Origin of the sequence: Lientehia hominis, assembly GCF_021044755.1 — a bacterium.
In the GTDB taxonomy this organism is placed as follows: domain Bacteria; phylum Bacillota; class Clostridia; order Lachnospirales; family Lachnospiraceae; genus Lientehia; species Lientehia hominis.
Genome location: NZ_JAJNOR010000008.1, coordinates 55,042 through 79,078, shown reverse-complemented (window position 1 = coordinate 79,078; position 24,037 = coordinate 55,042). Strand labels below are relative to the sequence as shown.

23 protein-coding genes and 1 riboswitch are annotated in these 24,037 nt (G+C 49.5%); of the genes, 1 reads left to right on the top strand and 22 read right to left on the bottom strand.

What is annotated here, in order from left to right; all coding sequences use genetic code 11:
* Window positions 1–11: 11 nt before the first annotated feature.
* The 11 genes from LQE92_RS12445 to LQE92_RS12395 all read right to left on the bottom strand — a co-directional run bounded on the left by LQE92_RS12445 (window position 12) and on the right by LQE92_RS12395 (window position 12,461).
* Window positions 12–1,202 carry a hypothetical protein gene (locus LQE92_RS12445; protein WP_231063279.1) on the bottom strand — a complete coding sequence of 397 codons (1,191 nt, stop codon included), beginning with the start codon at window positions 1,200–1,202 and terminating at the stop codon, window positions 12–14.
* Between the two features lie 558 nt (window positions 1,203–1,760).
* Window positions 1,761–3,170, bottom strand: coding sequence for a dihydrolipoyl dehydrogenase (lpdA, locus tag LQE92_RS12440; protein WP_231063278.1), 1,410 nt, complete (start codon window positions 3,168–3,170; stop codon window positions 1,761–1,763).
* Between the two features lie 33 nt (window positions 3,171–3,203).
* On the bottom strand, window positions 3,204–4,199 hold the full coding sequence (locus LQE92_RS12435) for a lipoate--protein ligase (protein ID WP_231063277.1): 996 nt from the start codon (window positions 4,197–4,199) through the stop codon (window positions 3,204–3,206).
* A complete protein-coding gene (gcvPB, locus tag LQE92_RS12430; protein WP_231063276.1) occupies window positions 4,192–5,622 on the bottom strand; it encodes an aminomethyl-transferring glycine dehydrogenase subunit GcvPB in 1,431 nt (476 codons plus the stop codon). The genes LQE92_RS12435 and gcvPB overlap by 8 nt, the downstream gene beginning before the upstream one ends.
* Window positions 5,619–6,938, bottom strand: coding sequence for an aminomethyl-transferring glycine dehydrogenase subunit GcvPA (gcvPA, locus tag LQE92_RS12425; RefSeq protein WP_231063275.1), 1,320 nt, complete (start codon window positions 6,936–6,938; stop codon window positions 5,619–5,621). Before gcvPA ends, gcvPB begins: the two co-directional genes overlap by 4 nt.
* 22 nt (window positions 6,939–6,960) lie before the next feature.
* The gene (gcvH, locus tag LQE92_RS12420) at window positions 6,961–7,341 is read right to left on the bottom strand and encodes a glycine cleavage system protein GcvH (protein WP_231063274.1); all 381 of its coding nucleotides are present in this window, start codon (window positions 7,339–7,341) and stop codon (window positions 6,961–6,963) included.
* Window positions 7,342–7,380: 39 nt separating this feature from the next.
* Window positions 7,381–8,478, bottom strand: a complete 1,098-nt coding sequence (gcvT, locus tag LQE92_RS12415) for a glycine cleavage system aminomethyltransferase GcvT (protein ID WP_231063273.1) — start codon at window positions 8,476–8,478, stop codon at window positions 7,381–7,383.
* Between the two features lie 158 nt (window positions 8,479–8,636).
* A riboswitch (glycine riboswitch) is annotated at window positions 8,637–8,723 on the bottom strand.
* Window positions 8,724–8,846: 123 nt separating this feature from the next.
* A complete protein-coding gene (locus tag LQE92_RS12410) occupies window positions 8,847–9,722 on the bottom strand; it encodes an aldo/keto reductase (RefSeq protein WP_231063272.1) in 876 nt (291 codons plus the stop codon).
* Window positions 9,712–10,191 carry an RpiB/LacA/LacB family sugar-phosphate isomerase gene (locus LQE92_RS12405; RefSeq protein ID WP_231063271.1) on the bottom strand — a complete coding sequence of 160 codons (480 nt, stop codon included), beginning with the start codon at window positions 10,189–10,191 and terminating at the stop codon, window positions 9,712–9,714. The genes LQE92_RS12410 and LQE92_RS12405 overlap by 11 nt, the downstream gene beginning before the upstream one ends.
* A 16-nt stretch (window positions 10,192–10,207) precedes the next feature.
* A complete protein-coding gene (locus tag LQE92_RS12400; RefSeq protein WP_231063270.1) occupies window positions 10,208–11,749 on the bottom strand; it encodes an FGGY-family carbohydrate kinase in 1,542 nt (513 codons plus the stop codon).
* 19 nt (window positions 11,750–11,768) lie between these two features.
* The gene (locus LQE92_RS12395) at window positions 11,769–12,461 is read right to left on the bottom strand and encodes a class II aldolase/adducin family protein (RefSeq protein WP_331001298.1); all 693 of its coding nucleotides are present in this window, start codon (window positions 12,459–12,461) and stop codon (window positions 11,769–11,771) included.
* Window positions 12,462–12,681: 220 nt separating this feature from the next.
* Between LQE92_RS12395 and LQE92_RS12390 the strand changes: the two genes are divergently transcribed.
* Complete coding sequence (locus tag LQE92_RS12390; protein WP_231063269.1) at window positions 12,682–13,464, top strand: DeoR/GlpR family DNA-binding transcription regulator; 783 nt, start codon at window positions 12,682–12,684, stop codon at window positions 13,462–13,464.
* A 66-nt stretch (window positions 13,465–13,530) separates the two neighbouring features.
* On the opposite strand, the gene LQE92_RS12385 is transcribed toward LQE92_RS12390, so the two are convergent.
* The 11 genes from LQE92_RS12385 to LQE92_RS12335 all read right to left on the bottom strand — a co-directional run bounded on the left by LQE92_RS12385 (window position 13,531) and on the right by LQE92_RS12335 (window position 23,986).
* Window positions 13,531–14,463, bottom strand: coding sequence for a hypothetical protein (locus LQE92_RS12385; protein ID WP_231063268.1), 933 nt, complete (start codon window positions 14,461–14,463; stop codon window positions 13,531–13,533).
* Between the two features lie 88 nt (window positions 14,464–14,551).
* On the bottom strand, window positions 14,552–15,172 hold the full coding sequence (locus LQE92_RS12380; RefSeq protein WP_231063267.1) for a DUF3786 domain-containing protein: 621 nt from the start codon (window positions 15,170–15,172) through the stop codon (window positions 14,552–14,554).
* 35 nt (window positions 15,173–15,207) lie between these two features.
* Window positions 15,208–16,041, bottom strand: a complete 834-nt coding sequence (locus LQE92_RS12375; protein WP_231063266.1) for a deoxyribonuclease IV — start codon at window positions 16,039–16,041, stop codon at window positions 15,208–15,210.
* A gap of 58 nt (window positions 16,042–16,099) precedes the next feature.
* Window positions 16,100–16,918, bottom strand: coding sequence for a tyrosine-protein phosphatase (locus LQE92_RS12370; RefSeq protein WP_231063265.1), 819 nt, complete (start codon window positions 16,916–16,918; stop codon window positions 16,100–16,102).
* Between the two features lie 60 nt (window positions 16,919–16,978).
* Window positions 16,979–18,988 carry an ABC transporter permease gene (locus LQE92_RS12365; protein WP_231063264.1) on the bottom strand — a complete coding sequence of 670 codons (2,010 nt, stop codon included), beginning with the start codon at window positions 18,986–18,988 and terminating at the stop codon, window positions 16,979–16,981.
* Entirely contained in the window at window positions 18,978–19,739 is a 762-nt protein-coding gene (locus tag LQE92_RS12360; RefSeq protein WP_231063263.1) for an ABC transporter ATP-binding protein, read from the bottom strand. The genes LQE92_RS12365 and LQE92_RS12360 overlap by 11 nt, the downstream gene beginning before the upstream one ends.
* Before the next feature lie 86 nt (window positions 19,740–19,825).
* Window positions 19,826–20,848 carry a sensor histidine kinase gene (locus LQE92_RS12355; RefSeq protein WP_231063262.1) on the bottom strand — a complete coding sequence of 341 codons (1,023 nt, stop codon included), beginning with the start codon at window positions 20,846–20,848 and terminating at the stop codon, window positions 19,826–19,828.
* Window positions 20,845–21,576 (bottom strand): response regulator transcription factor, encoded by a 732-nt coding sequence (locus LQE92_RS12350; protein WP_231063261.1) that lies wholly within the window; start codon window positions 21,574–21,576, stop codon window positions 20,845–20,847. Before LQE92_RS12350 ends, LQE92_RS12355 begins: the two co-directional genes overlap by 4 nt.
* A gap of 62 nt (window positions 21,577–21,638) precedes the next feature.
* Complete coding sequence (locus LQE92_RS12345) at window positions 21,639–22,283, bottom strand: glycerol-3-phosphate acyltransferase (RefSeq protein WP_231063260.1); 645 nt, start codon at window positions 22,281–22,283, stop codon at window positions 21,639–21,641.
* A gap of 12 nt (window positions 22,284–22,295) precedes the next feature.
* Complete coding sequence (locus tag LQE92_RS12340; protein WP_231063259.1) at window positions 22,296–23,414, bottom strand: MGDG synthase family glycosyltransferase; 1,119 nt, start codon at window positions 23,412–23,414, stop codon at window positions 22,296–22,298.
* Window positions 23,411–23,986, bottom strand: a complete 576-nt coding sequence (locus LQE92_RS12335; RefSeq protein WP_231063258.1) for a TetR/AcrR family transcriptional regulator C-terminal domain-containing protein — start codon at window positions 23,984–23,986, stop codon at window positions 23,411–23,413. Before LQE92_RS12335 ends, LQE92_RS12340 begins: the two co-directional genes overlap by 4 nt.
* Between the last annotated feature and the right edge of the window lie 51 nt (window positions 23,987–24,037).

Genomic DNA, 24,037 nt, shown 5'->3' with positions numbered 1-24,037 from the left:
GCTTTTCCTTATCATTGTAATAATATTTCTCTTCCTGTCAGTGCGTTAAAATATATATTAGATTTTATCGTCGGGTTATCGCCTAATTTCTCAATAATTATTTCTCTCATTTTTTCTTGTTCTTGCTGTGGCAGTTGAACATAGCCATTTTCTTTCATAATAGTATCAATGGATTTTTCCTGTTCCACAAAAACCTTCCACATCGGAATCAACTGCAGTCCACCGTCCTCACCATAGACTGTTAAATACATCAATTTCAATTGTGTGATTTTCATATTTCCGAGCTCAATTATAAGATCAAATTTTTCTTTAACTTTATTCAGTACTTCTTCTACATTAAGAATGTTCTTTGAATCTATCTGTTCCTTTATTTCTATCCCGCCATCAATGTTGAGGGAAATAATCCCTTTATTTGTATATGTAACCCTTATTGAATTTCCCCATATTTCTTTTTTGTTCTCATCCTCATAATAATTTCCATATATAGAAATATTATTTATAACAGCATTATAATAAAAGATATATACTCCATCCTCTGGGTTCCATACTCCTTTATACGGATAATTCTTTTGTTCTACCGCATCTAAAAATTGAGGATCATCTTTCCAGCTATCCTCTTCTCGCTGCAATTCCTTCGAATTAATAGAATAAGCTCTATCAAGCTCAAAGTCGTTTACGCCTAACCTCTTTAACGTTCTTTCAATCTCGATTTTAGCCTCTTCAAGAGAGCAAAAAGGTAAATCTTCCTGTTCTCCATCCTTTTCCAAACTTGAAAACTGCCCGTAAAGCACACTATCCCATATTCTGGAGTAACTTAAATTTTCTCCTACTGTGAGCGATTCCTCCGGCGTTTCAAATACAAAAAAGCCGTTTCTTTCTTGCATTACTATATCCTGGTTGGCAAAAAAGACCTCTTTCGCTTTTTCCGGCGAATATCTCAAATAGTCTACAGTATACACGGGTACTTTTCCTGTGCCAACCGGGTTGTCAACAAGGGCCTGAACTGTAACACCGTCCGCCAGTTGTGTCTCTATGAAATCCGTTTCCGCATTCGAAACCAATGTCGTAGAATCCGTACTGCTTATTTCAACATTCTGTAAACTGGTTTCCGACCTTTTCTCAATATCTTCAGATGCCGCACAGCCCGTCACAAATAATAGAAATGTTATAATTGTCACTAAACCTATAGATCTTTTTTCCATTTTTATTCCCCCCTGATAGTATGGCCGCCATGTCAGTACGACACGGCGGCCATATATAATTTACGTTACGGACACCAAGTCCCTGCTGACGAGCTTAAATGCTTCATGGTCTGCATTTTATCTATTAAATATTTAGAAATCGTGCTGTACTCTGTAGCACAATTTTTACTTACACATCGCGAACTCGAAAATATACATATGTATATTAATCCCCGTCTTTCAGTTTAGCCATTCGTCCCTCGCCAAAATCTGGCTGTTTGGATGAAGTATTAAAAAATACAAATTCAAATTCTCCACCCCACGCAAATGCGGAAATTGATACGGTAAATAAACATAGACTAAGTAATAAAAAATAATTTTATAGTTCTTTGTTTGGCAATATTGTATAATTATATATTTTTATATGATTGTAATCAATTATCGAAAGATTAATTCTCTACACAAATCAAATTTAACTTTTCAATATACTATTAACTTACTATATTTTCGGTCTATTTGCAATCACTTTTTTCTCATTTTTTAAAATCAAACTATTAGAGATTTATACCTATGGTTCGACTAATTTGTATCTGTCTTTTCTTTCTTATACTTTTCCATACAGAGCCTTACCGCCTCCCTGATCCCTTCCGCATATGTGGGATGGGGATAGACGACGGACGCCATCTGGGACAGCGTGAGCCTTAAGGAAACCGCCATTGTAAAAATAGAAATCATATCCGTTGCGCGCCCGCACATCATCTGGGCCCCTAACACCTTTCCTGTTCGCTTTTCCGCCACCACCCGGATAAATCCTCTCTCGCCGCCCCCAATCACCGTTTTTCCGTTGGCAGACATGGGATATTTCGCGGAAACCGCTTCTATCCCTTGTTCCTTCGCCTGATCCACCGTAATTCCCACCGCCGCGATTTCCGGGCTGGTATAGACACAGGAAGGAATGACGTTGGCTGAACCTGAAACTGTTTCCCCCATCATAGCCGCAACGGCACGGACGGCTTGGGCAGAAGCCGCATGCGCCAGCTGGATTCCCCCTGTGATGTCTCCGATGGCATAAATCCCCGGCACACTGGTCTCACAACGGGAATCCACGAGTATCCTTCCGTTCTCTGTTTTTACTCCTGCGCCCTCCTGAATTAGCCCCTCTAAAGACGGTCTCCGGCCGGCGGCAATCAGCACGCAGTCCGCCTCCCTTTCCAAACAGGCTTCCTTTTCCCGAAACCGGCAGGCAATCCTTCTTTCCGAACCCGCGGACAGGCTCTCCACTGCCGCCGATGTATGGATTTCCACCCCTTTCTTCTTCAAAAGCATCCGCACACTTTGCGAAATCTCTTTATCCATTCCCGCTAAAACGCGGTCAAGGGCCTCCACGATCGTCACCTGAATCCCCAGCCTCTGAAAAGCGGATGCAAATTCCACTCCGATGACACCGCCGCCGATTATCAGAAGACTGTTCTCCTTCAAAAAAGGTCTTTCTAAAAGCTCATCGCTGGTGACCACTCCAGGCAACTCCGCTCCCGGTATGGGAGGCCGCGCCGGTCTCGCTCCGGCCGCTATCAGGATTCTCTCCGTTTCCAGAATTCTGTTTTCTCCGGCTTTTCCGCCGTTTCTGACCTGGACATGTCCGGCATCCAGCACCATCCCTTCTCCCTGGATGAAATCCACCTTGTTTCTTTTAAACAGACCGATGATTCCCTGGCGGAGTGTTTCTTGTACCTCTTCCTGCCGTTCTTTCAGCCGCCCCGGACGAAGGGCCATATCTCCGGCCTCTACTCCGTATCCATTTGCTGATGACAATTCTTCCATGAGCTCCGCGCTGTGGAGGAGCACCTTCGTGGGAATGCACCCCCTGTTCAGACAGGTACCTCCAGGCTGTCTTTTTTCAATGACCGCCGTCTTTATTCCTCTTTTAGCTGCTTCTAACGCTGCCGTATATCCTCCCGGACCGGCTCCAATAACAATCAGTCCATACATTTTCCCCGCCGCCTTTCCTGTTTTCCTTTTCCGTTACAGACCATCCAGTATCAGAGCTTTTACGTCCTCTGTCTGTCCGGCCCTATCCGGATTCCTTTCCGCCAGCCGCATAAGCGCCCCGTATATATCCCCCGCTCTGTAAGGAATCCCGGTCAGGGAATCCCTGAGGCTCTCTATCCATCCCGGTTCCATGGCATCAGAATATATCCTGCACTCCGCGAGTATTCCCCGGTCAACCTGGTACTGCAATTCTATCTCTCCCCAAGAGAACCGTTTCCGTATCTCATATTGCAGATCTGATTTTTTTCCAAAGTTCCACTCCCAGGAGGAAAATTTCTTCTCTTCCTGCCTGAGAAATCCTTCCGGCAGCCCTTCTTCCGCAATCCGTTTTATAGGAAGACCGTAAACCAGGCTAAATGCTTTTTCCATCAATTCTTCCATCATCCTGATGTTTACGTCCGGACAATATTCCGAAAGATTTGCCACTCTGGATCTGACTGATTCTATCCCCTTTGACCGCAGCTTTTCCGGGGAAGCGTTCAGATACCTTCCCATCTTCTCTTTGTCCGCAGACAAAAGCAGAGTCCCATGATGGCAGCAGAAGCCATCTGATTCATAAAAAGCGTTTCCCGATATTTTTCTGCCGTCCACTGTGATGTCATTTCTGCCTGTCTTTTCTGCCCTTACTCCCAGTATCTTCACCGCCTCCAGAATCACCTTCAGCTGCCGGTCCACATGATAATCCTCTTTCCGGACGGTAAATGTAAAATTCAAATTCCCCATATCATGGTAAACGGCGCCGCCGCCGGACATTCTCCGCACCATCCGCCCGCCGTCCCGCTCCAGGGCCCTGACGCGGCATTCCTTCCATGCGTTCTGGTTTTTTCCGATGACTACCGTGTTCTGGTTCTGCCACAGATAAAGAATACATTGTCCCTGCTTCACATGGAAGGTCAGATATTGTTCCAAAGCCAGATTATAAAATGGGTTAGTACTCTGAGTAATCAATAATCCCAAGCTTTCAATCATAAAAATACCTCAGCACTGGCTTTCTGGCTGCCCGCACTTCATCCAGCCGTCGGACCGGAGTCTTTACCGGAGCCTCATGGATTTCATCCGGATTCTCCAGTGCCCTTTGGTACAGGGCCCGGAACCCTTCCGCCGCCTCGTCCAACGTCTCCCTGCTCTCCGTTTCCGTAGGCTCCACCATGAGCGCTTCGCGGACAATCAGCGGAAAATACATGGTCGGGGGATGAATGCCATTATCCAGCAGGCCCTTCGCAATGTCCAAAGCGGCCACTCCTGTTCTGTCTTTCAAATCCTTCATGGTCATGACAAACTCATGCATGCAGGTGCCGGGATATGCCATGGGACAGAACTCTTCCAGCTTCTTTTTCAGATAATTCGCATTCAGCACCGCGTTCCTGGCCGCCTCCGGTATTCCGTCCGCTCCCAGTGTGAGCAGATACGCAAACGCTTTCACGATCACCAGGAAATTCCCGTAAAAGCTCCGCACGGCTCCAATGGAAGACTCCGGCACAGCAAATCCACTGGAACCGTCCTCTTTTTCTTCCGTCACAGGGCCAGGAAGAAACTCTGCCAAGTCTTTTTTACACCCTACGGGGCCGCTTCCCGGCCCTCCTCCGCCATGGGGCGCGGAAAACGTTTTATGCAGGTTTAAATGAATGATGTCGAATCCCATATCACCTGGCCGCGTTATACCCATGACCGCATTCAGGTTGGCGCCGTCGTAATAGCAGAGGCCTCCGGCGTCGTGGATAATCCGGGTGATTTCCAGGATATTCTTATCAAAAAGTCCGACGGTGTTAGGATTGGTGAGCATCAGGCCTGCCGTATCTTCTCCAACCGCCTCTTTCAGCTTCTCAAGATCCACACAGCCGTCTTCTCCTGACGGGACGCTCACCACCGTATATCCGGCCATCGCCGCGCTGGCCGGATTGGTCCCATGAGCAGAATCGGGAACAATGATTTTCGTCCTGTTTTTTTCTCCGTTTTTCTGGTGAAAAGCCCTTATCATCAGAAGTCCGGTAAACTCTCCGTGAGCCCCGGCAGCCGGCTGAAAGTTCATGGCATCCATTCCTGTAATTTCACAGAGGTATTTTTCTGTACGTCTCAAAAGCTCCAGGGCCCCCTGCACCGTGTAATCCGGCTGCAGCGGATGCAGTTTCGCAAAACCTGGCAGGGCCGCCATCGCTTCGTTTATTTTAGGATTATACTTCATCGTACAGGAGCCCAAAGGATAAAATCCGTCGTTCACTCCATAAACCTGTTTTTCCAGCTCCGTATAGTGACGGCTGATTTCTGTCTCAGAAAGATGCGGCAGGCGGAGTTCTTTTTTCCGCAGACATTCCGGACTCATTTCCGGCACATCGCAGGGAGGCAGGATATCACAATGTCTGCCAGACGTCCCCAGTTCAAATAAAAGTTTCATGATCCCGCCACCTCCTCTACGATTCTGACAGCTTCATCCATCTCTTCCTTCGTATTCAGCTCTGTAACACACCATAAAATCCTTGTTTCGTCTAATGGCAGCCCTCCCAGTATCCCATGATCCTCCAGCTTTTTAAGTATCATCCGGGAAGGAATGTCCGACCTGGTCACAAATTCATGGAAAAAGTCTCCGGGATAGACCCTGGATAATCCTGCCGTTTTCAGCTTCTTTTGGAAATAGTGGGCTTTGCTGTAGCACTGACGGGCCGTCTCTCTCAGCCCTTCCTCTCCCATCACCGCCATATATGCCGCCGCGCGCACAGCGCAAAGGGCTTCATTGGAGCAGATATTGCTTCCGGCTTTTTCTCTCCGGATATGCTGCTCTCTCGCCTGAAGCGTCAACACATATCCCCGATTTCCCCCGGCGTCGGAAGTCTCCCCAACCATGCGGCCAGGCAGCCTCCGGAACATTTCCTTCGTGGCAGCCATAAAACCTAGATACGGTCCTCCGAAGCTCAGAGGGATTCCCAGTGGCTGCCCCTCTCCAACCGCCACGTCGGCACCGCATTCTCCCGGCGTCCTGAGAAGTGCCATGGCAATGGGATTCCCGCCCGCCACAAGCTTTGCCCCCGCCTCATGGACGATATCGGCCATCGTTTCCACGTCCTCCACCTGGCCAAAATAATTGGGCTGTTCCACATAAAAGCAGGCGCATTCTGCTGAAAGCATCTCTCTCAGCTTCTTCAAATCGGTAACGCCGTTTTTTTCCGGTACCGGAACCAGGCGGTTCCCGCTCCCAAAACAATAGGTTTTTAAAACCTGATACACTCCAGGATTTATGGCGGCGCTCGCCAATACTGTTTTTCTTTTTCTGTCTGTACACATGGCGGCCGCCTCCGCAGCCGCGGACGCTCCGTCGTACACAGACGCGTTGGACGCCTCCATACCGGTCAGCTCACAGATCATCGTCTGATACTCAAATATGGACTGCAGAATCCCCTGGCTGATTTCCGCCTGATAGGGCGTATAAGCTGTCACAAACCGTTCCTTAGACGCCACCTCCTCCACAACCGCCGGAATATAGTGGTTATATGCCCCGGCTCCCCGGAATATATAGTTAAAAATCCGGTTTCTTCCGGCCAGAGCCTCTACCTGCCTGCGTACAGAAAGCTCAGGACTTCCCTCCGGCAGGTCCAATTTCCGGTTCAGGCGGACACATTCCGGTATTTCTGTATACAGGTCATCAAAGCTTTGGAACCCGGCCTCTTCCAGCATCTCCCGCTGTTCGTTTCCAGTATTCGGGATATAAGTACCCATATCACACCTCCTTTTCCTGCTCTCAGTTTTCTTCTGTTTCAGCAAAAGCCCGGTACGCCTCCGCATCCATAAGCTCTTCTTTGTCCGTCACTCCGGTCACCCTGACAAGCCATGCTTCGTAAGGGGACTGATTTATCTCTTCCGGGGCGTCCAAAAGCGCCTCGTTGATCTCGGCGACTGTCCCGCTTACCGGAGAATAGACATCCGATACCGCTTTCACCGACTCCACGTCCGCAAATGACTCCCCTACGGTAAGCTCACCGCCAGGCTCCGGCAGATTCACATAAACGAGATCTCCAAGCGCATCCTGTGCAAAATCGGTCAGCCCGATCAGGGCGTCTTCCCCCTCCAGCTTCACCCATTCATGAGATTTAGAATATAGCAGCTCCTCTGGATAATTCATATTAATATCCTCCTTCTTCACTTATTTTCAATTATATTTTTATTTATCTGATTGCTTTCTTTTATAAAAGGGCAGCTTTACCACCTCTGCCTGAATCCTTCTCCCCCGGACTTCTGCCTCCAACAGCTGTCCCGGAGACGATATATCCACATCCACAAAAGCCATGGCCGCCGGATATCCCAAATAAGGACAGTGAGTTCCGGACGTCGATACCCCGGCGGGATTTCCGTCCGCATATAAAAGGCAATGCTCCCGTATTATCCCCCTGCCGAGCACCTTCAGGCCGACTCTTTTCCGCTTCGCCGGCCCGGCCGCCTTTATGGCCTCTTTCCCGACGAATTCCGGTTTATCCATTTTCACAAAGCTTCCAAGCCCGGCCTCCATGGGAGTCGTCTCTTCGTTCATCTCATGCCCGTAGAGAGGCATGCCTGCCTCCAGCCGCAGGGTATCCCTGGCTCCAAGTCCGCATGGGATAAGCCCATCGTCTTTACCGGCTTCCATCAAAAGCTCCCACAGGGGAACCGCGCACCCGGAAGCCACATAAATCTCATAACCATCTTCACCCGTATATCCTGTTTTCGCTATCATGCATTCCATATCCCCGATTTTGCGCCGGAACCGGGCGCTATAATATCTCTCAGGGATATCCTGTGCGGAAATCACTTTTTTCAGCACCTGCCGGGACAAAGGCCCCTGGATGGCTATCTGTGCAACCTGTTCCGAGATATCCTGAAATTCTGTATCCCCCAGCCGGTGAGCCTGCATCCAGTCAAGATCCTTATTCTTATTCCCAGCGTTCACTACGATCAGATACCGGTTTTCTTCCTGCTTATAGACAATCAGATCATCCAGAACTCCTCCCCGTTCATTGCACATAGGGCTGTACCTGGCCTGGCCGTCATCCATCTGCGTATAACAGTTGGTCAGAAGATGATTCAGATTTTCCTCCGCGTCTGTACCTGTACATAGTATTTCCCCCATATGGGACACATCAAAAAGCCCGCATTTTGTCCGCACCGCCATGTGCTCAGAAACTATTCCACTTCCATACTGCACCGGCAGCAGCCAGCCGGCGAACGGCACCATCTTTCCGTGGTATTCGACATGTCTGCCGAAGAGTGGCGTTTGTTTTTCCATATCGCTGACCTCCCCAATCAATTTTTTTCAAACATTTGTTCTCTGTAAGTACATAAAAAAGAGCGCACAAAAGATTTCTCTTCTATGCGCTCTGTCATTAACCTGAAAGATTCTCCCATATGGGGTTGCTTCGTCGGTGCTTTCGCTTTCCAGAGTTTCGTCCGAATCCAGTCCTTCTGCCTGAGAGTTTTTGCAACTTCCCCTTCGGCGCCGTCCTCACAGACGGTCTCTCCTAGATTCCTCTACCGATATAACATGATATTCCATTTGCCGGATAATCATGTGTCTTTTTCACAATATAGCACGCTCTTCCAGTTCTGTCAACAAATTTTCAGAACTTTCATCCTGCGCATTCCCTGAATATTGAATCAATCAACAGCCGCAACTCTGAGTCTGTCCGGATGCTCTCCGGACCATCCGGCCAAAGGCATATTCCGGATTGCCTCCATATCCTCTTCGGAAATGTTAAAACCGAATACATCCTGATTTTCCTTCATCCGTTCCATGCTGGAGGTCTTGATCAGAGGCAGGATGTTGCTCTGGAGCAGGAATCTGAGGCAGATTTGTGCCACAGATACCTCATATTTCAGAGCCAGTCCCTTCAGGAATTCGTTTTCCAGGAGCACTCCCCGGCCCGTGGGGCTCCATCCCTCCACCACAATCCCGTGTTTCCGGCAGAATTCCACTGCTTCTTCCTGCATATAACCGGGATGCAGCTCCAGCTGATCCACCGCGGGCATCACGATGCTGTTCTCCATGATGTTCAGCAGATGGTGGGGCATGCAGTTGCACACTCCCAGTACCCGTATCTTCCCGTCAAAGTACAGCTCTTCCATGGCTCTCCAGGTATCCAGGTTCAGCTTCCTCCAATCCGTGTAGTTCACATAGGGAAGCGGCCAATGAATCATATACATATCGAGATATGTCGTCTGCAGCTTATCCAGACTTCTCTGGAAAGCCTCCTTGGTCTTCTCATATCCCATATCCGTCTTGTAGACCTTGGAAGTCAGGAAGAACTCTTCTCTCGGTATCCGGCTCTTCTGAATGGCTTCGCCTACCTCCGGCTCCGTCCCATACAGGGATGCCGTATCGATATGGCGGTAGCCCGCCCGGATCGCCTGTCCGATCACATCCGGATTCTTTCCTCTGGTGGCGAGATAAGTCCCAAATCCCAGGCACGGTATAGTCCTCGTATTCAGCAGTTTAAAAGAGTCGTCTATGCTGGTCATGATCTTATTTGCCATAAATGCTCTCCTCTATCTCTTTCACGCCTTTCAGACCGTCTTGGAGTGCTTCCGGCGCGGCTTCGGAAAAACCGATGGAAAATTCCGCGTCCAAAAACGCCTCGACCATCTGCACCGCCTTGTAGCCTCCGTTGAACAGACCGCCAATCGATAATACGTTGCAGTTATTGATGATCTTGCAAAGGCGGGCAGACATCACACTCTCGCATAATCCGCAGTAAACTCCTTTATACTTGTTGGCTACAATATTTACGCCCATTCCTGTACCGCAGAAAATGATCCCCTGGGGATATTCTCCGGACGATATCCTCTTTCCCACTTCGGAGCCCACTTTATAATAATCCACAGGATGCTCTTCATCAAGAGTTCCCACATCCAGAACCTCGTAGCCTCTTCCTTCCAGGTATTTCTTCACCTCTTCCTTTACCGTGAAGCCAAAAGGGTCCGCACCGACAACGATTTTTTTCATGTGATCTTCCTCCTTTTTATTTATATCCGGTGATATCCGCAAGATCCGTATAGCACCCCTTGAGCTGCTCATACAGCTTCAGATACAGCGGAAACATCTTATCATAAACGGCTTTGTTCTCCATATTGGGCGTATGGGACGCACCGACCTTCGCCCAATCCTTCGCTACCTGATAATCCTTAAATACGCCCGTACCCACGCCGGCGGAAATCGCATCTCCAAAGGGCGCTCCCTTCGCCTCCTTCATGTAGCTGGTGGGCACACCAATCACATCGCTGACCATCTGCCTCCAGAATGGGCTCTTTGCTCCTCCCTCACAGAGTACAAGGGGAGGCGTCATCTTGCATCCGCTGGCCTTTACAAGCTCATAGTTATGGCGGAGCGCCATCACCGCACCCTCCATAAAAGACCTCAGAAGGTGTTCCTTCGTATGGGAGAGGGACATTCCGAATACGTCTGCCCTCGCGAGCGGATCCCAGATGGGAGTCCTTTCCCCCATGAAATAGGGGAGCGTGATCAGACCGTCGGCTCCTACCGGAGTCTTCTCCGCTTTATCGCTGAGCATCTGGTATACATCCAGCCCTTTTTCCTCCGCCTCTTTCACTTCTTCGGCGCCAAAGGTGTCCTTAAAGTAGCGCATCACCGAACTGCAGGCACAGATGGCCACGCAAGTCGTATAGGTGGTCTTAGACTTCACCGTATGGGGAATCGTGATCATGTTAGGAGTAAACCGCGGCTCATTATGTACAAATCCCATGCAGCCCGCAGTCCCCATGGCCAGAGACATATCTCCGTCCTCAATTGCGCCGCCGGCTACCCAGGCCGCCGTAGCGTCGGTCGTACCGGCAATGACCGGTGTCCCGGCCGCCAGACCCGTCCGCTCTGCAGCTTCCTTTGTCACCTCTCCTATGATCTCATCACAGGCATAAGAATCCGGCAGTTTTTCAATATCCAGCCCGATCTCATCCATGGTCTTTTCATCCCAGCGCTTATTGATGATATCGTATCCAATGCCGATCAGGCTTGCATTGGAATAGTCGGTGACCGCCTTTCCCGTCAGCTTCATGACCGGGTAATCTGCCGCCGTCTGGAGCTTATAGGTTTTCTTGTAAAGCTCCGGCCGGTTATTTTTTTCCCACATCATCTTTATGGCCGCATAATAGGGATCGATGGGATTCCCGCTCAGCTTTCTTACCCGTTCTTCCCCGATATGCTCCTTGACCCAGGCAGTCTCCCTGGTCCCTCTTCTATCCATCCAGATATGCCCCATCTGCAGCGGCTTCAGATCCTTATCCACCAGGATACATGCCGGAGCCAGGGCGCTGATGCCCACGCCGCGTATTTCCTTCGGATCGACCCCGGCCTGTTTTATGGATGCCTGAATGGTATCCGCCACCGCGTTCCAGTAGTCCTCCGGATCCTGCTCAGCCCACCCCGGCCTTGCCGTCACCAGCTTATACCCGATAGAGTGAGTACCCAGGATGTTACCCTCCTCGTCGATCACTACCGCTTTCGTTCCGCTTGTCCCCACATCGCAGCCAACTAAATAATTTGCCATAAGAACTTCTCCTCCTTTATCATGTTCCCGACGGTACTCCTCCCGTCATGATACCCATGGATTCTCTGATCGCCACAAGCCGCTCGATCTGTTCCTTCGTCAGCTCCCGGCTCTCTCCCAATACCTTTTCCGTGATCATCATAATGGACGCGTAATATTCCACCGATTCCATCCGCCTCCAGGCTTCCAGAATATCCTTTCCCCAGGTCAAAGCACCGTGATTCGCCAAAAGAACGGCATTGTAGTCTTTGCAGTACGGCGCAATGGAATCCGGCACCTCTTCTGTGCTCGGCGTCGCGTAAGGCGCCAGCGGGACTACGCCCAGCTGCAGGACACCCTCCGTGATGATCGGCCTGTCAAGCGGCCTGCCCGCGATGGCATACGCTGTGGCCATCATCGGATGAGCATGGACGACCGCGGCCACAGACGGGTTCTCACGGAAGACTCTCAGATGCATCTTGATTTCGCAGGAAGGCCTGCAGTCCCCCTCCAGAACCGTCCCGTCCATATCCAGCTTGACCAGCATCTCCGGCGTCATAAATCCTTTGGAGACACCTGTGGGTGTGGCCCAAAGTTCATTTTCTCCCACCTTGACGCTGATATTCCCGTCATTGGACGCTACAAACCCCTTATTATATATCCTTCTGCCGATTTCCACGATTGCTTCCTTCGCCTCTCGGTCCGACATCAGGGTACTCTCATTTTCGCTCATTTCACCGTCCCCTCTCTTCAGCGTTGATATACAAAGATCAACGCTACTGTTTATAATATAATTTTATGTTTTTATGTTGTTTTTGTCAATATTTTATACTATTTTTTATTTGTATTTTATTGTTTTTAATTTGATTTGCACAAAAAATATTGTTTTTTGTGTGTTTTTACGATATAGTTAAGAAAAACCACTTTCCGTAATATAAATGAAGGAGGGTCTTATGCTCGCAGTTACCAGAAGGAACTTGATCAAAGCCCAGATACAGGAAAAGAAAAGTGTCACGGTGCCTGCCCTGGCAAAAAAATTTGAGGTCACAGAAGAAACCATCCGCCGTGATCTTAAGATTCTGGAAAGCGAGGGAGTGCTCTCCCGAACATATGGCGGCGCCTTCATTCAGGACGGCGTTCAGAATGAAGTGGATTTTACAGTCCGGATGGATGCCTATGTGGACAGTAAGACCATCATCGCGGAATCCTGCCGCAAGCTGGTCCGCCACGGCGATTCCATCTATCTGGACAATTCCACGACCGCTCTCTTCGTCGCAGAAAGCCTGATGCAGTTCCGCATCACTGTGGTGACCAATTCCCTGGCCATCATCAACCGGCTGAGCAGTCAAAGCAGTATCCATCTGATCGCGGTCGGCGGCTCCTTCGATTCCGACACCAATTCCTTCATGGGAGCCGGTACTCTGAACGCCCTTTCCTCTTATCATGTGGACAAGGCTTTTCTCTCCTGCCGCTCTCTTTCCATGGAACACGGCGTCACTGATTCCTATGAGGAGCTTGCCCAACTGCGCCGGGTCATCCTGAACCGTGCGAACAAGTCTTATCTCATCGCTGACCATTCCAAGTTCAATTACGCCTCATTTGTAAAGATCAGCGGGTTTGAACCGATCAGCGGCATTGTCACCGACAAAGCCCTGTCTCCGGAATGGCGAAGTTTCCTGGCTGACAAAGGCATCGCCTGCTATGACGGCCCGGCGCTCCCGCCCGGAGACTGCTGATTTTTCCTTATTGTAAAAAGAGCGTCCGGAATCTGTTCCGATACGCTCTTTTTTGATACGGCAGTTTCAATACCGCCCTGTCTTATAGTTTCCCGTGCTGTTCTGGAACATGCTGCGGACCGTGGCAAAGCTGGCAATGGCGGTCAGGCCATAGCCGACGATCAGGTCTTTATAAAACATGCCGCTGATCTCCGGATATGTCATAAACTCCGGAATGGAACGGTACGCGTCAAAAAAGGTGATGTCATATTCCTTGAATTCCCTGTAGATTTCCAGCGCCAGACCCACGTTCTGGGCAAAATAGATCACAACTGCCACGATTGCCAGTGAGACCACGACGCCGGCCACATTGATCTTTCCGCCAAACTTCTCATATCCTTTCAAGGCACAAACCGCCGCCACCAGGCCCGCGATCCCGGCTATGTATCCCAGCTGATAGATGATGACCCAGAGCACGCCTCCCAGCAGAGCTCCCAGTAAGGCTCCTACGATCCCAGTCACGATATTGCCTTTCCGTTCTTTCATCTGCTGTTTGTTGATTTCCAGATTATTGCAGAGCCCGCCATAGCAGCCATCACACATAAAATCCATACAGCCGTTTATGCTGGAAAGCGTCACAGGCACTTCTTCTCCGCAGCAGCCGCAGCAGGGCACATAGCCGTTCTGTGTAAGATACGCCGCAATGTGGTCCAGTATATCCCGTATCTGAAGGCCGGCTTTTCCGGAAGACCTCATAAGTATCTCAATCCGCTTTCCGTCATAGGATGCCTTCGTTACCTTTTTCACGCCGGAACGCATCTCCGCCAGAAAACCGTCCATCAGATAACCGGGAGGATTCTGTCCCTGCTTCGCATCCACCACGATACGCCAGAATGCGCCGCCGTTCACTCCGAACACGACGTTGACCGGATATCCCGATATGGTACCCTGAATCACATTTTTGGGTTTTTCGATCAGAGGATCGTTCCCTTTAATCTGTTCTGCAAAAGACTGCTTCATCTCACTACTCCTTTTTTCTCCATATTGTCTTTTTCCTTCGAGATGGTACTTGCCAATCTTTTTCTATCTTACCATCGGCTGATGAAATTCACAACATCTTTAGAAAAAACCCCATACACTCCTCCGCCAGGAGCACCACTGTCTCCGGATGGGTGAACTGTGTGATGTTCCTGTCAAAAAGCAGTGTGACCTTCGCCGGAAATTCCTCATCGCCGTCCCAGAACATCACCCGGATAGGAATACAAGAAAACGCGGGCACTTCAAATCCTGCGTCTCCATACGGAATCGGGGCAAATCCCAGTCTCCTCCCCGCTTCCTCAAATGCTTCCGTTCTTCCGGCGAACGCTTCCGCAAAAGGACGAAGCACCATTTTTTCAAACGCCTTTTCAAATACACCGGCATTTTTCACCTCCCGGAAATTCACCCACTCCCCCGAATTATACGGATGTTCTGACGAATAGTACAGCAAATGATAGATTGCCATCTGCGTATTGAAGGATGGTACGTACTCAGGCTCGCCGGGACGGCTTATAAGCCCCGTCTTCCTGTCAATCCTGCAGCGTATGCCAAAATAGGACAGCCTGATGCTGTCCTCATCATAATCTTTGATCCCCAGCTTCCGGCATAACGCCTCCTGGTCCCACCCCAAAAAATCTCTCCGCCACTGTTCACTCAGCTTCTCATAGTTGGAACTCGTCTCCTCTTTCACCGCCGCACCTCCTGTTCTGATGCTCTGCTTCACCCTTACTGTCTGCAGGCATGCTTCATAAAAGCAATCTCTTCTGTCCATCCCGCCTCGTCATTGGGAGTTTCCATGATACAGGGCAGTCCCTGTACGGCCGGATGGTTCACCAGACGGACAAAAGCATCCCTGCCTATGGTGCCGTTTCCCAGCGTGGCGTGACGGTCCTTATGGCTCCCTCTCGGATTCTGGCTGTCGTTGGTATGAAGAGCTTTCAACCTCTCCAGGCCGATCACACGGTCAAATTCCCCGAGAACGCCGTCCAGATCATTCACAATATCATAGCCGGCATCCCATACATGGCAGGTATCCAGGCATACTCCGACCTTTTCCGAAAGGGCCACCCTGTCCAGGATTCCGCGCAGCTCCTCGAATCGGCCGCCAACCTCGCTTCCCTTTCCCGCCATAGTCTCCAGGAGCACTATCGTATGCTGATCCGGGGTGATGATCTCATTTAAGATTTCAGCAATCTGTTCGATCCCCTTTTCTGTCCCCTGTCCCACATGGCATCCCGGATGAAAATTATAGTAATTCCCCGGCGTATACTCCAGACGTTTTAGATCGTCCTTCATGACGTCCCTTGCAAAATCCCTCAGGTTTTCTTTGGCCGCACATGCATTTAGAGTATAAGGTGCGTGCGCCACCAGAGGACCAAATTTCAATACGGCCGATATCTCCAGGAATTCCTTCACATCCTCCTGTTTTATATCCTTTGCTTTTCCTCCTCTGGGATTTCTCGTAAAAAAGGCGAAAGTATCGCCTCCCAGCTTTTCTATCTGTTTTCCCATTGCCGCATAGCCCTTGGCAGAAGAAATGTGGCTGCCTGCAAATATCATAAATTTCCCTCCAGCTCCAAAAGTCTCCTCTTGATGAAAAGACCTCCCCCGTATCCATTCAAGGCTCCAGATATAGCTCCTGAAGCCTTGCCAGCTTCTCCTTTGTCAGCCCCAATGGTCCCTCCAGAAATGCTTCCATAGAACCATAAACCGTTTTCATGGTCTCAAATTCCTTTTCCAGATATCTCCGGTCCACTGAATTCAGGATACGGATTTCCTCCAACATGCCGGCTTCGGCGCCCAAAGTCCGCGCTTCTTCCAAAAGGCCTTCGGTCTCTTCCTCAAGGCAGTCGTTGGTGTAAAGATAATTTTCTATAATGACCTCCTCTTCCACGCCCAAGGCGCACAAGACCAGGGCCGCACCTGTGCCTGCCCGGTCCTTTCCGGCCGTACAGTGCCACAGGACCGCCCCCTCCTCGTTGGAAAGAAGCAGTTCAAAAAAGCTTTTATAATGAGTCACACAATGTTCATCCGTCACCAGGACCGGATACAGGGAAGTCATATAATCCAGAGCCTTTCCTCCCAGTCTTTCTGCCAGCCACATCATCATTTCTACCGGTCTCCCATACTCCGGCATGCTGTCCGTCTGCCTGGTGAGGCCGCCCTCCAGCTTCTTTAGGATCGGGTCATGTATCATACGCACGCCGGGAATCTCTGGATCCGGTTCACTTTCATATTCAGTCAACGTCCGAAAGTCCACGATGGTATGCACGCCGTATTCCTCTGTCAGAATCCGGATATCTTCTTTTGTGGCGCGGGTCAGGGCACCGCTGCGAATCAGCCTGTGCTCTCTTAACAGACGTCCGTCCTTTGTCCTGTGACCGCCTAAGTCCCTCGCATTTCTGATGCCCGTGAGCGGGATTCTCTTCTGTACCATGCTGTCCTCCTTATTTCCGGCGCCGGCACACCGGGAGCCTTTCTTTTCCTATTCTGTCTCTTATTCTAACACACTTTTCCGATAACTGATATAGGCCGCGGCAAAATACAGCAGATACACCAGGAGGAACAGGCAAAGAGCGCCCAGCACAGAGGGCAGGAACAGCGCCATTCCCACAAACATCCGGCATAGTTCATTGACACAGAATGTAATAAACGCGCTTAAGAACACCGGAAGAATCAGGGGCGCACCAAAATAGAAGACCATCTGTTTAAATATCAGGCGTTCCATCCGGCTTTTCGTCATACCCAGGTTGGAGAGCACCCGATACCGGAACTTATATCTGGACGCTTCGCTTAGCTGTTGGACCACCAAAATAGTAGCCACCACACAGCTGAAGATCAGGGACAGATAAAACAGAGCAAAAGAAAATACTGTAAAAAACGAATATTTTTCATTCAATGTCTTTCCCTTCACTTCTATCCAGGCGTCTCTCATCAAGACTTCCGATTCATATATTTCACCATTTTCGTCTATTGACTCAATCTTTTTGACCGTCTTGCTTCTAATACTGTCCAGGTTCTCATAGTCCTGCTCCGTCGTTTCCCGTGCCGTATCCACCGCAAGGCTCTTCTTTTCCACCGCAAGTCCAAGAGCTACGTCGTCGGGAACTACCAGAAAATAATAATAACCATTGATGCCGTTCTGGGCAAAATTCTCCAGTCGGCATTCCTGCATGCTCAGTCTCCTTCCATTGATTTCCAACGGTATCTTCTGAGATCCGATACATTCACTGATATTTCCCAGTGAAGAAATCAAATAAGAATCCTTTTCCAGAAAGACCGGTTCATAACCCTGGATTTCCCGAAGAGCCTGATAATCACTATAGGCAATCACCGGGTCCGAATCAAACCAGTCTACAGCCAGTTTGGACGAGTGTTCTTCTATCCAGTTCCATACCGTCCTGTTTCCGCTCACATACAGAGAATATTTGAGCTTCCTTTGAATCCCCAGGTTCTCTTCCAGATATGCTTCATAATCGGAAAAATCAAAATCTTTTTTCTCCTCATCCTCCACATTGGCGGAAATCAGCACGTCAAACCCGGTAGAAATGGCCGCCTGCGACTCAAAAAATCCATTGAACAAAAGAGCCACCTGAGAAGCCACCAGGGTGAGAGTAATCAGCATGGCCAGTGTTCCCAGTGTTATACTCATGGTATTCATCTTGGCTGTCAGATTCCGGAACAGGAACATATTATCCTTTTTATATTTCCTTTTCTCCTTCTTTAAAAACAGTCTGGAGAGAAAAGCAGAAAGAAAGATATAGCAGCCATACAGGCACACTATAAGACAGGCAGTCCCTATCAGAAGAGCGTTCCCTATCTCTTCTTCCGCATTCTGAAATCCCTCGTAAAGTTTGAAGCATCCGAAGAATCCCACGGCAGCAGAAGCTATCAGCAGGATCCAATGCCCTCTTGTCTTCCCGATCGCAGTATTTTCATTCTTTTTTTCTGCATACAAGAGGTCGCAGATCTTCATCTTTTTCAGACGCCTTCTGGTAAAAAACAAGGCAAACAGATAAATGAGCGCAATATATATCCCGGTCAGGACAAGAGCCTGTACAGAAAATGCCAGCCGGATCTCATAATGGGAATGGAAGATATTCATAATCACAGAGACCAGTATCTGATATAAAAAGCTGCCCAGAAGGATGCCGCAGAGCGCGGCTACGACTCCCATAAAAACCTGTTCCAGCAGAAACATCCGGGCGATGGTACGGTTAGAGATTCCAAGCATCATATACGTCCCCAGCTCCCTGCTCCTTTTTTGCAGCATGAACTTCGTCATATAGGAGACCAGCCAGCCCACTGCCAGGACCACTATGGCCGACACCATGATGATCGCTATGGTCATACTGTCCATGGACGAGCTTAACTCTTTAATGTCATCGGAGTAGATCAGCATATTATATGCGTATATCAGGGCAAAGGCGATAGTCACCGTGACCATATAGATTCCGTAGTCCTTTGCAGACCGCCTGGCATTGCGGAAAGCCACTTTACCCAGCATCGGCTTCACCTCCCAGGAAGGTCACCACATCCATGATCTCGCCAAAAAATTCTTTTCTGGTCCGTCCTCCCCTCCAGATCTCATTGAATATCTTTCCGTCCTGCAGAAATAAGATCCGGCTGCAGTAACTGGCGGAAAACAGATCATGAGTCACCATCAGAATGGTCGCATCCATATTCCGGTTCATATCGGTGAAGCTTTCAAGGAGCATCCCTGCAGCTTTCGAATCCAAAGCTCCCGTCGGCTCATCAGCCAGGACAAGAGACGGCCTTCCGATCAGCGCCCGTGCACAGGCGCATCGCTGCTTCTGCCCTCCCGACACTTCATAAGGAAACTTTTTCAGGATATCCTCGATTCCAAGCCGTTTTGCGATTTCCTTTACATGACTGCCGACGTCCTCTTCTTTTCCGCTGACGAGCGGAGCCAGCGCGATATTCTCCTCAATAGTCAAAGTGTCCAGCAGATTAAAATCCTGAAACACAAAGCCCAAGTTCTCCATACGAAATCTTGCCAGCTCTCTGTCACGGAGTTCTGTGATGTCCCTGTCTCTCAGATGGATATGTCCCGCAGTCACACTGTCAATAGTGGATATACAGTTTAAAAGGGTTGTCTTTCCGCTTCCCGATGCCCCCATGATACCCAGGAACTCCCCCTTTTCCACCTGAAAAGATACATTGTCCAGGGCTTTTGTCATATAGGCTTTTGAGCCGTAATATTTTTCTACGTTTGAAATCTTCAGCAATGCTTCCATGTGCCGTTCTCCTTTCCGGTCTTCTTCTCTACGTACACTATAACAGGCATTGCTTCTTTTGTTTACTTACAGTTTTGTAATATTTTCTACGGCCTTCTGGCCGGATCCACATAATCACCCACAGGGAAGCCAATGACTGCTCTTGTATAGTTTCCCTGGACTGAATCGATTTCCAGCGACAGCCCCAGGCGCCCGCACAGCTTTTTGCTGAGATAAAGTCCCATCCCGGTGGCTTTCTGATTACCCCTGGCTCCTCCGGTAAATCCCTTTTCAAATACTCTCGGAAGATCCTTTTGACTTATCCCGCACCCATTGTCCTCCACATAAAGCCGCACACTGCCGTCGGTTTTCTCCCCACGCAGAGAAATCCAGGAATCCTTTTTATCCGCATATTTCACTGCATTTGAAAGGAGTTGATTCAAAATAAAAGTCATCCATTTCTCATCGGTCCAGACCGTCTCCGGCAGCTCCTCTGCAATAAGGCGGATCCCCTTTTCCTGGATTGCAGTCCGCTGGGAACGGACAGCCGGATTCACCACGTCAGACAGCGGCAGTTCTCTGATAAAATAATCCTTTTCCACGTTCTCACTCCGGGCATAATAAAGCACCTGTTCCACCAGGCCGTCTACATTCCTCAGCTCTTCCCGGATCCGTCCTGTTTCCCCGGTCTCATGATTTTTACAGATCAGATCTATAGCTGTGATCGGCGTCTTTATCTCATGGATCCACTCTTCAATATACTCCTTATAGGCCGCCGTGGTCTCTCTTGCTGCATGAATCTCATCGGCCATGGATTTACAGGCGCTCTTAAGGATCTGATGATACATCCTTCCCCCCATCTCATCCGGCTCTTCCAAAATCTCTGCGATCAGGTATTTCCGGTCCAGACTCTCAAGTTTCTCAAAAGCCTCCTTCTGTCTCTTTTTCCATTTCCAGTATCCGAACAGAACGACTGTCAAAAGAACCAAGATCCAGATAAGGTCGATCAGCAGGATGTTTCCCGGCTGGTTTCCGAGCAGTATCAGATAAACGGACAGAATCACCGCCAAAAGCAGATTTCCCACCAGCATCATGGCCTTTTCAATACAGTAAGTCATGAAATCCGTCATTTTTCCGCCGCCTCCACTTTGTATCCCTTCCTCGGGACCGTCTGCACAAGGTCAGAAAGCCCTGCGTCGGCCAGCCGCTTCCTCAGCCGGGACAGATTTACATTCAAAATGTTCTCATCCACATACATCTTGTTATCCCAGAGATATTCCATCAAAGAATCCCTTGATACCACCTTCCCCTGATTCAGGCATAAAAAATAAAGCATTCGGAGTTCCTTAGGTGAAAGCTCCAGACAGATCTCACCGCAGGTCAGCTGCCCCATGACCAGGCTGAGCGTCGCTTCTCCCACCCGTATCTCCCCTGCTCCCGCCCGGTTCCTTTCCAGCATACGGCCGACCCTGGCCAGAAGAACCGGAAGGCTGTAAGGCTTTCGGATAAAATCATCACCGCCCAGGCGGATTCCTTTCAACTCATCCCGTTCCCCTTCTCTTCCGGTGACAAAAATGATGGGAACCTCCGATTCCTTTCTGATATTCCGGCAGAGGGCAAAACCATCTGTTACATTCAGATTAATGTCCAGGAGAATCATATCCGGTCCTTCCGCCAAGATTTCTGCCGCCATCCGGGACGCAGCATTTTCCCACGCTTCCGCCTCCGAAATACACCGCTCCTCCGAATAAGGCCGTTTTTCTCCGAAACAGGCCGTTTCATAATCATGCTGTTCAAAATAAGCGGCCAGTTCCAAACGGATATTATCGTTGTCCTCAATGATCGCGATTTTATACATCCAATCCTCCTGTACAGTTATCAAAAGTATAATAAAAGAATAAAAGGGAGGAAAATCCCCCCTTATTCCCCCGCCTGTTTCAGGCGGCGTTTTATCCTTCTGGTCTCTTCACTGCCGAAAGCGGCTCCTTCCCAGTTTTTATATACCACCACGGCTGCTATCAGGATATTGCCCACGCAGATTCCCGGCAGACTGCCGCAAAGCAGCGCAATGGCTGAAACCATACCAAACAGCAAGAAGGTATAGACGCTCCGCCGTTCGTTGGGCCGTATGACCACAATCAGAGACAAGAACAGATAGATCAGCGCCAGCAGCCAGACACTATGGCTGTACCGCTGTACACCCAGGAGCACGCCGAAGCTGACCGCTATTGCCTTTCCGCCCCGCATGTTGCGCCAGAACGGAAATGCATGCCCGAGGACCGGCGCAACCATGACTCCCGCAAACCAGAGACTGACCGGAGCCATGAACCTTCCTGCCCACATCAAGGGAAGATACCCCTTTCCGATGTCCAGGACAAGACAGAGGATTCCCAAGGGAAGCCCCGCGTATTTCATCACATTGGCCGTCCCCGGATTGTGATCCTCGCTCAGCTGATCGATGTCCATATTCTTCCGGTACTTTGGCAGAAGATACCCGAACAGTACGCTTCCCGCCATGTATCCCGCAGCCATAAACAACAAGCTTTCCAATAAACCCCGACTCATTCTGTCACCGCCTTATCTGCCGCGGCAATATGCTTCCATATAGTCGCAGATATCAGAAGCGGCCTTCGCATTGATATAGTGCTTCTGCGCCTCTGTCATATTTCTTCTGGCCGCTTCATTCTTCAAAAGTTCCAGAACCCACTTCCCCACTTCTTTCTCATTCTTTCCCAGCACTGACATCCCATGTCTGGAAAAGAAATCCGCGTTTTTCGTTTCGCAGCCGGGTATCGGCTCCGAATGTACCATCGGTATCCCTTTCGCAGCCGCCTCGGTGCTGGTGAGACCGCCCGGCTTTGTCACCAACACGTCGCACATATCCATATACAGATCTGCCTGCTTCGTATAGTCCAGCACTATGACCTTTTTATTTCCCCTGAAGTCCCTTCTCAGTCTTCCCTTCAGCTTTTCATTGTTTCCGCCGAGTACGATGATCCTGCCGTCTTCCGGAAGGCCCCTGCCGATTCGTTCGACCATTCCGGAAACATTTCCGAAGCCCATGCTTCCCGTCATGATCAGCACTACCGGCCCTTCCGTTCCCAAGCCCAGGCCGAGTCTCGTCTCCATTTTATCCCGCCTGTCCGTAAATTTCCGAAAAACCGGAATTCCGGTGGGCACCAGTTTTTCTCTGGGTATCCCTCTGTCAGCAAACTCAGAAATCAGCTCGTCGCTGGGAATGAAATATGCCTCCGCGTCTGTCTCCTCCATGAATGGAATACAGGTATAATCCGTGGCCACCGCAAAGCAGGATGCCTTAAGCGGATAATGCTTCTTAATATAAGTTATCGCCTCAGCCGGAAACAGGTGAGGAAGAACAACGCAGTCAAAGCCTTCTTTTTTGATATAGTAATACAAAACCTTTCCGTAAAAAGTGTTTGCAAAATAAACCGGCGACTTGCGTCTGGCAGAGCTGATGACGCCGCCCGCTTTATACGCCAGCCCAAAAGCACTCGGAAATGAAGTAGTGGTAGTCACGTAAACTTTTGTAGTCCGCCTGGAAGTCTTCGGCTTTGCGAACCTAAGAGCGTCCAGCATCTGACATTCAATGCCTCTCCGGCACAGCTCTTCCTTTACCGCCCTCCCGGCGGTATTGTGTCCCTGCCCTGTATTGCATGAAAGAATCAAAGCTTTCATAAGCGCTCCTTTTTGTCTATCAAGTCAAATATTGAATGGGTGAGCAGCAGATAATACCCTTTGGTGATCTCATCCGCGGACATCTCCATCCTGTCCTCCGTGATCCATCCCTTTATCACGCTGGCAAGGCTTATGGAATAATATTTGGCGATGACCTCCTCTTTCCAAATCTTTATGCCCGGCTGAATCTTAAGGGGATATTTTGACAGACATTCCATGAATATATGATACAAGTACTGCTCCAGAATCTCCTCAAAGGAATTCTGACCGGTGATCTCAAACGCCTTTTTGTAAAAAGCTCTGTCCCGCTCCATTCGGAGAAAGAGCACCCGGATAGCGTCTTCTTCCATGCCGTCCTGAACCAGCTCTTCCATCCGCCCGGCGATATCGCCCTGAAACACGCCCTCTAAAAGCTCATACTTGTCACGGTAATAATTATAAAATGTGGGACGGAGGACCCCTGCCTCATCTGTGATCATTTTTACCGTGATCTTGTCAAAGGAACGAGTCTTCATAAGCTCTTTCAGCCCTTCCTCCAAGAGGATTCTCGTCGCTTCTCTTTTCCGTTCCATGTCAACCGCCCTTTCACCAGCCGCAAAGCGGCCCGGTCAGTCTCCGTTCTG

Excerpts from the sequence above, each read along its gene's own strand:
- LQE92_RS12445 (WP_231063279.1), bottom strand. The coding sequence starts at position 1,202 with ATGGAAAAAAGATCTATAGGTTTAGTGACAATTATAACATTTCTATTA.
- lpdA (WP_231063278.1), bottom strand. The coding sequence starts at position 3,170 with ATGTATGGACTGATTGTTATTGGAGCCGGTCCGGGAGGATATACGGCA.
- LQE92_RS12435 (WP_231063277.1), bottom strand. The coding sequence starts at position 4,199 with ATGATTGAAAGCTTGGGATTATTGATTACTCAGAGTACTAACCCATTT.
- gcvPB (WP_231063276.1), bottom strand. The coding sequence starts at position 5,622 with ATGAAACTTTTATTTGAACTGGGGACGTCTGGCAGACATTGTGATATC.
- gcvPA (WP_231063275.1), bottom strand. The coding sequence starts at position 6,938 with ATGGGTACTTATATCCCGAATACTGGAAACGAACAGCGGGAGATGCTG.
- gcvH (WP_231063274.1), bottom strand. The coding sequence starts at position 7,341 with ATGAATTATCCAGAGGAGCTGCTATATTCTAAATCTCATGAATGGGTG.
- gcvT (WP_231063273.1), bottom strand. The coding sequence starts at position 8,478 with ATGGAAAAACAAACGCCACTCTTCGGCAGACATGTCGAATACCACGGA.
- LQE92_RS12410 (WP_231063272.1), bottom strand. The coding sequence starts at position 9,722 with ATGGCAAATAAGATCATGACCAGCATAGACGACTCTTTTAAACTGCTG.
- LQE92_RS12405 (WP_231063271.1), bottom strand. The coding sequence starts at position 10,191 with ATGAAAAAAATCGTTGTCGGTGCGGACCCTTTTGGCTTCACGGTAAAG.
- LQE92_RS12400 (WP_231063270.1), bottom strand. The coding sequence starts at position 11,749 with ATGGCAAATTATTTAGTTGGCTGCGATGTGGGGACAAGCGGAACGAAA.
- LQE92_RS12395 (WP_331001298.1), bottom strand. The coding sequence starts at position 12,461 with ATGAGCGAAAATGAGAGTACCCTGATGTCGGACCGAGAGGCGAAGGAA.
- LQE92_RS12390 (WP_231063269.1), top strand. The coding sequence starts at position 12,682 with ATGCTCGCAGTTACCAGAAGGAACTTGATCAAAGCCCAGATACAGGAA.
- LQE92_RS12385 (WP_231063268.1), bottom strand. The coding sequence starts at position 14,463 with ATGAAGCAGTCTTTTGCAGAACAGATTAAAGGGAACGATCCTCTGATC.
- LQE92_RS12375 (WP_231063266.1), bottom strand. The coding sequence starts at position 16,041 with ATGATATTTGCAGGCAGCCACATTTCTTCTGCCAAGGGCTATGCGGCA.
- LQE92_RS12370 (WP_231063265.1), bottom strand. The coding sequence starts at position 16,918 with ATGGTACAGAAGAGAATCCCGCTCACGGGCATCAGAAATGCGAGGGAC.
- LQE92_RS12365 (WP_231063264.1), bottom strand. The coding sequence starts at position 18,988 with ATGCTGGGTAAAGTGGCTTTCCGCAATGCCAGGCGGTCTGCAAAGGAC.
- LQE92_RS12360 (WP_231063263.1), bottom strand. The coding sequence starts at position 19,739 with ATGGAAGCATTGCTGAAGATTTCAAACGTAGAAAAATATTACGGCTCA.
- LQE92_RS12355 (WP_231063262.1), bottom strand. The coding sequence starts at position 20,848 with ATGACGGATTTCATGACTTACTGTATTGAAAAGGCCATGATGCTGGTG.
- LQE92_RS12350 (WP_231063261.1), bottom strand. The coding sequence starts at position 21,576 with ATGTATAAAATCGCGATCATTGAGGACAACGATAATATCCGTTTGGAA.
- LQE92_RS12345 (WP_231063260.1), bottom strand. The coding sequence starts at position 22,283 with ATGAGTCGGGGTTTATTGGAAAGCTTGTTGTTTATGGCTGCGGGATAC.
- LQE92_RS12340 (WP_231063259.1), bottom strand. The coding sequence starts at position 23,414 with ATGAAAGCTTTGATTCTTTCATGCAATACAGGGCAGGGACACAATACC.
- LQE92_RS12335 (WP_231063258.1), bottom strand. The coding sequence starts at position 23,986 with ATGGAACGGAAAAGAGAAGCGACGAGAATCCTCTTGGAGGAAGGGCTG.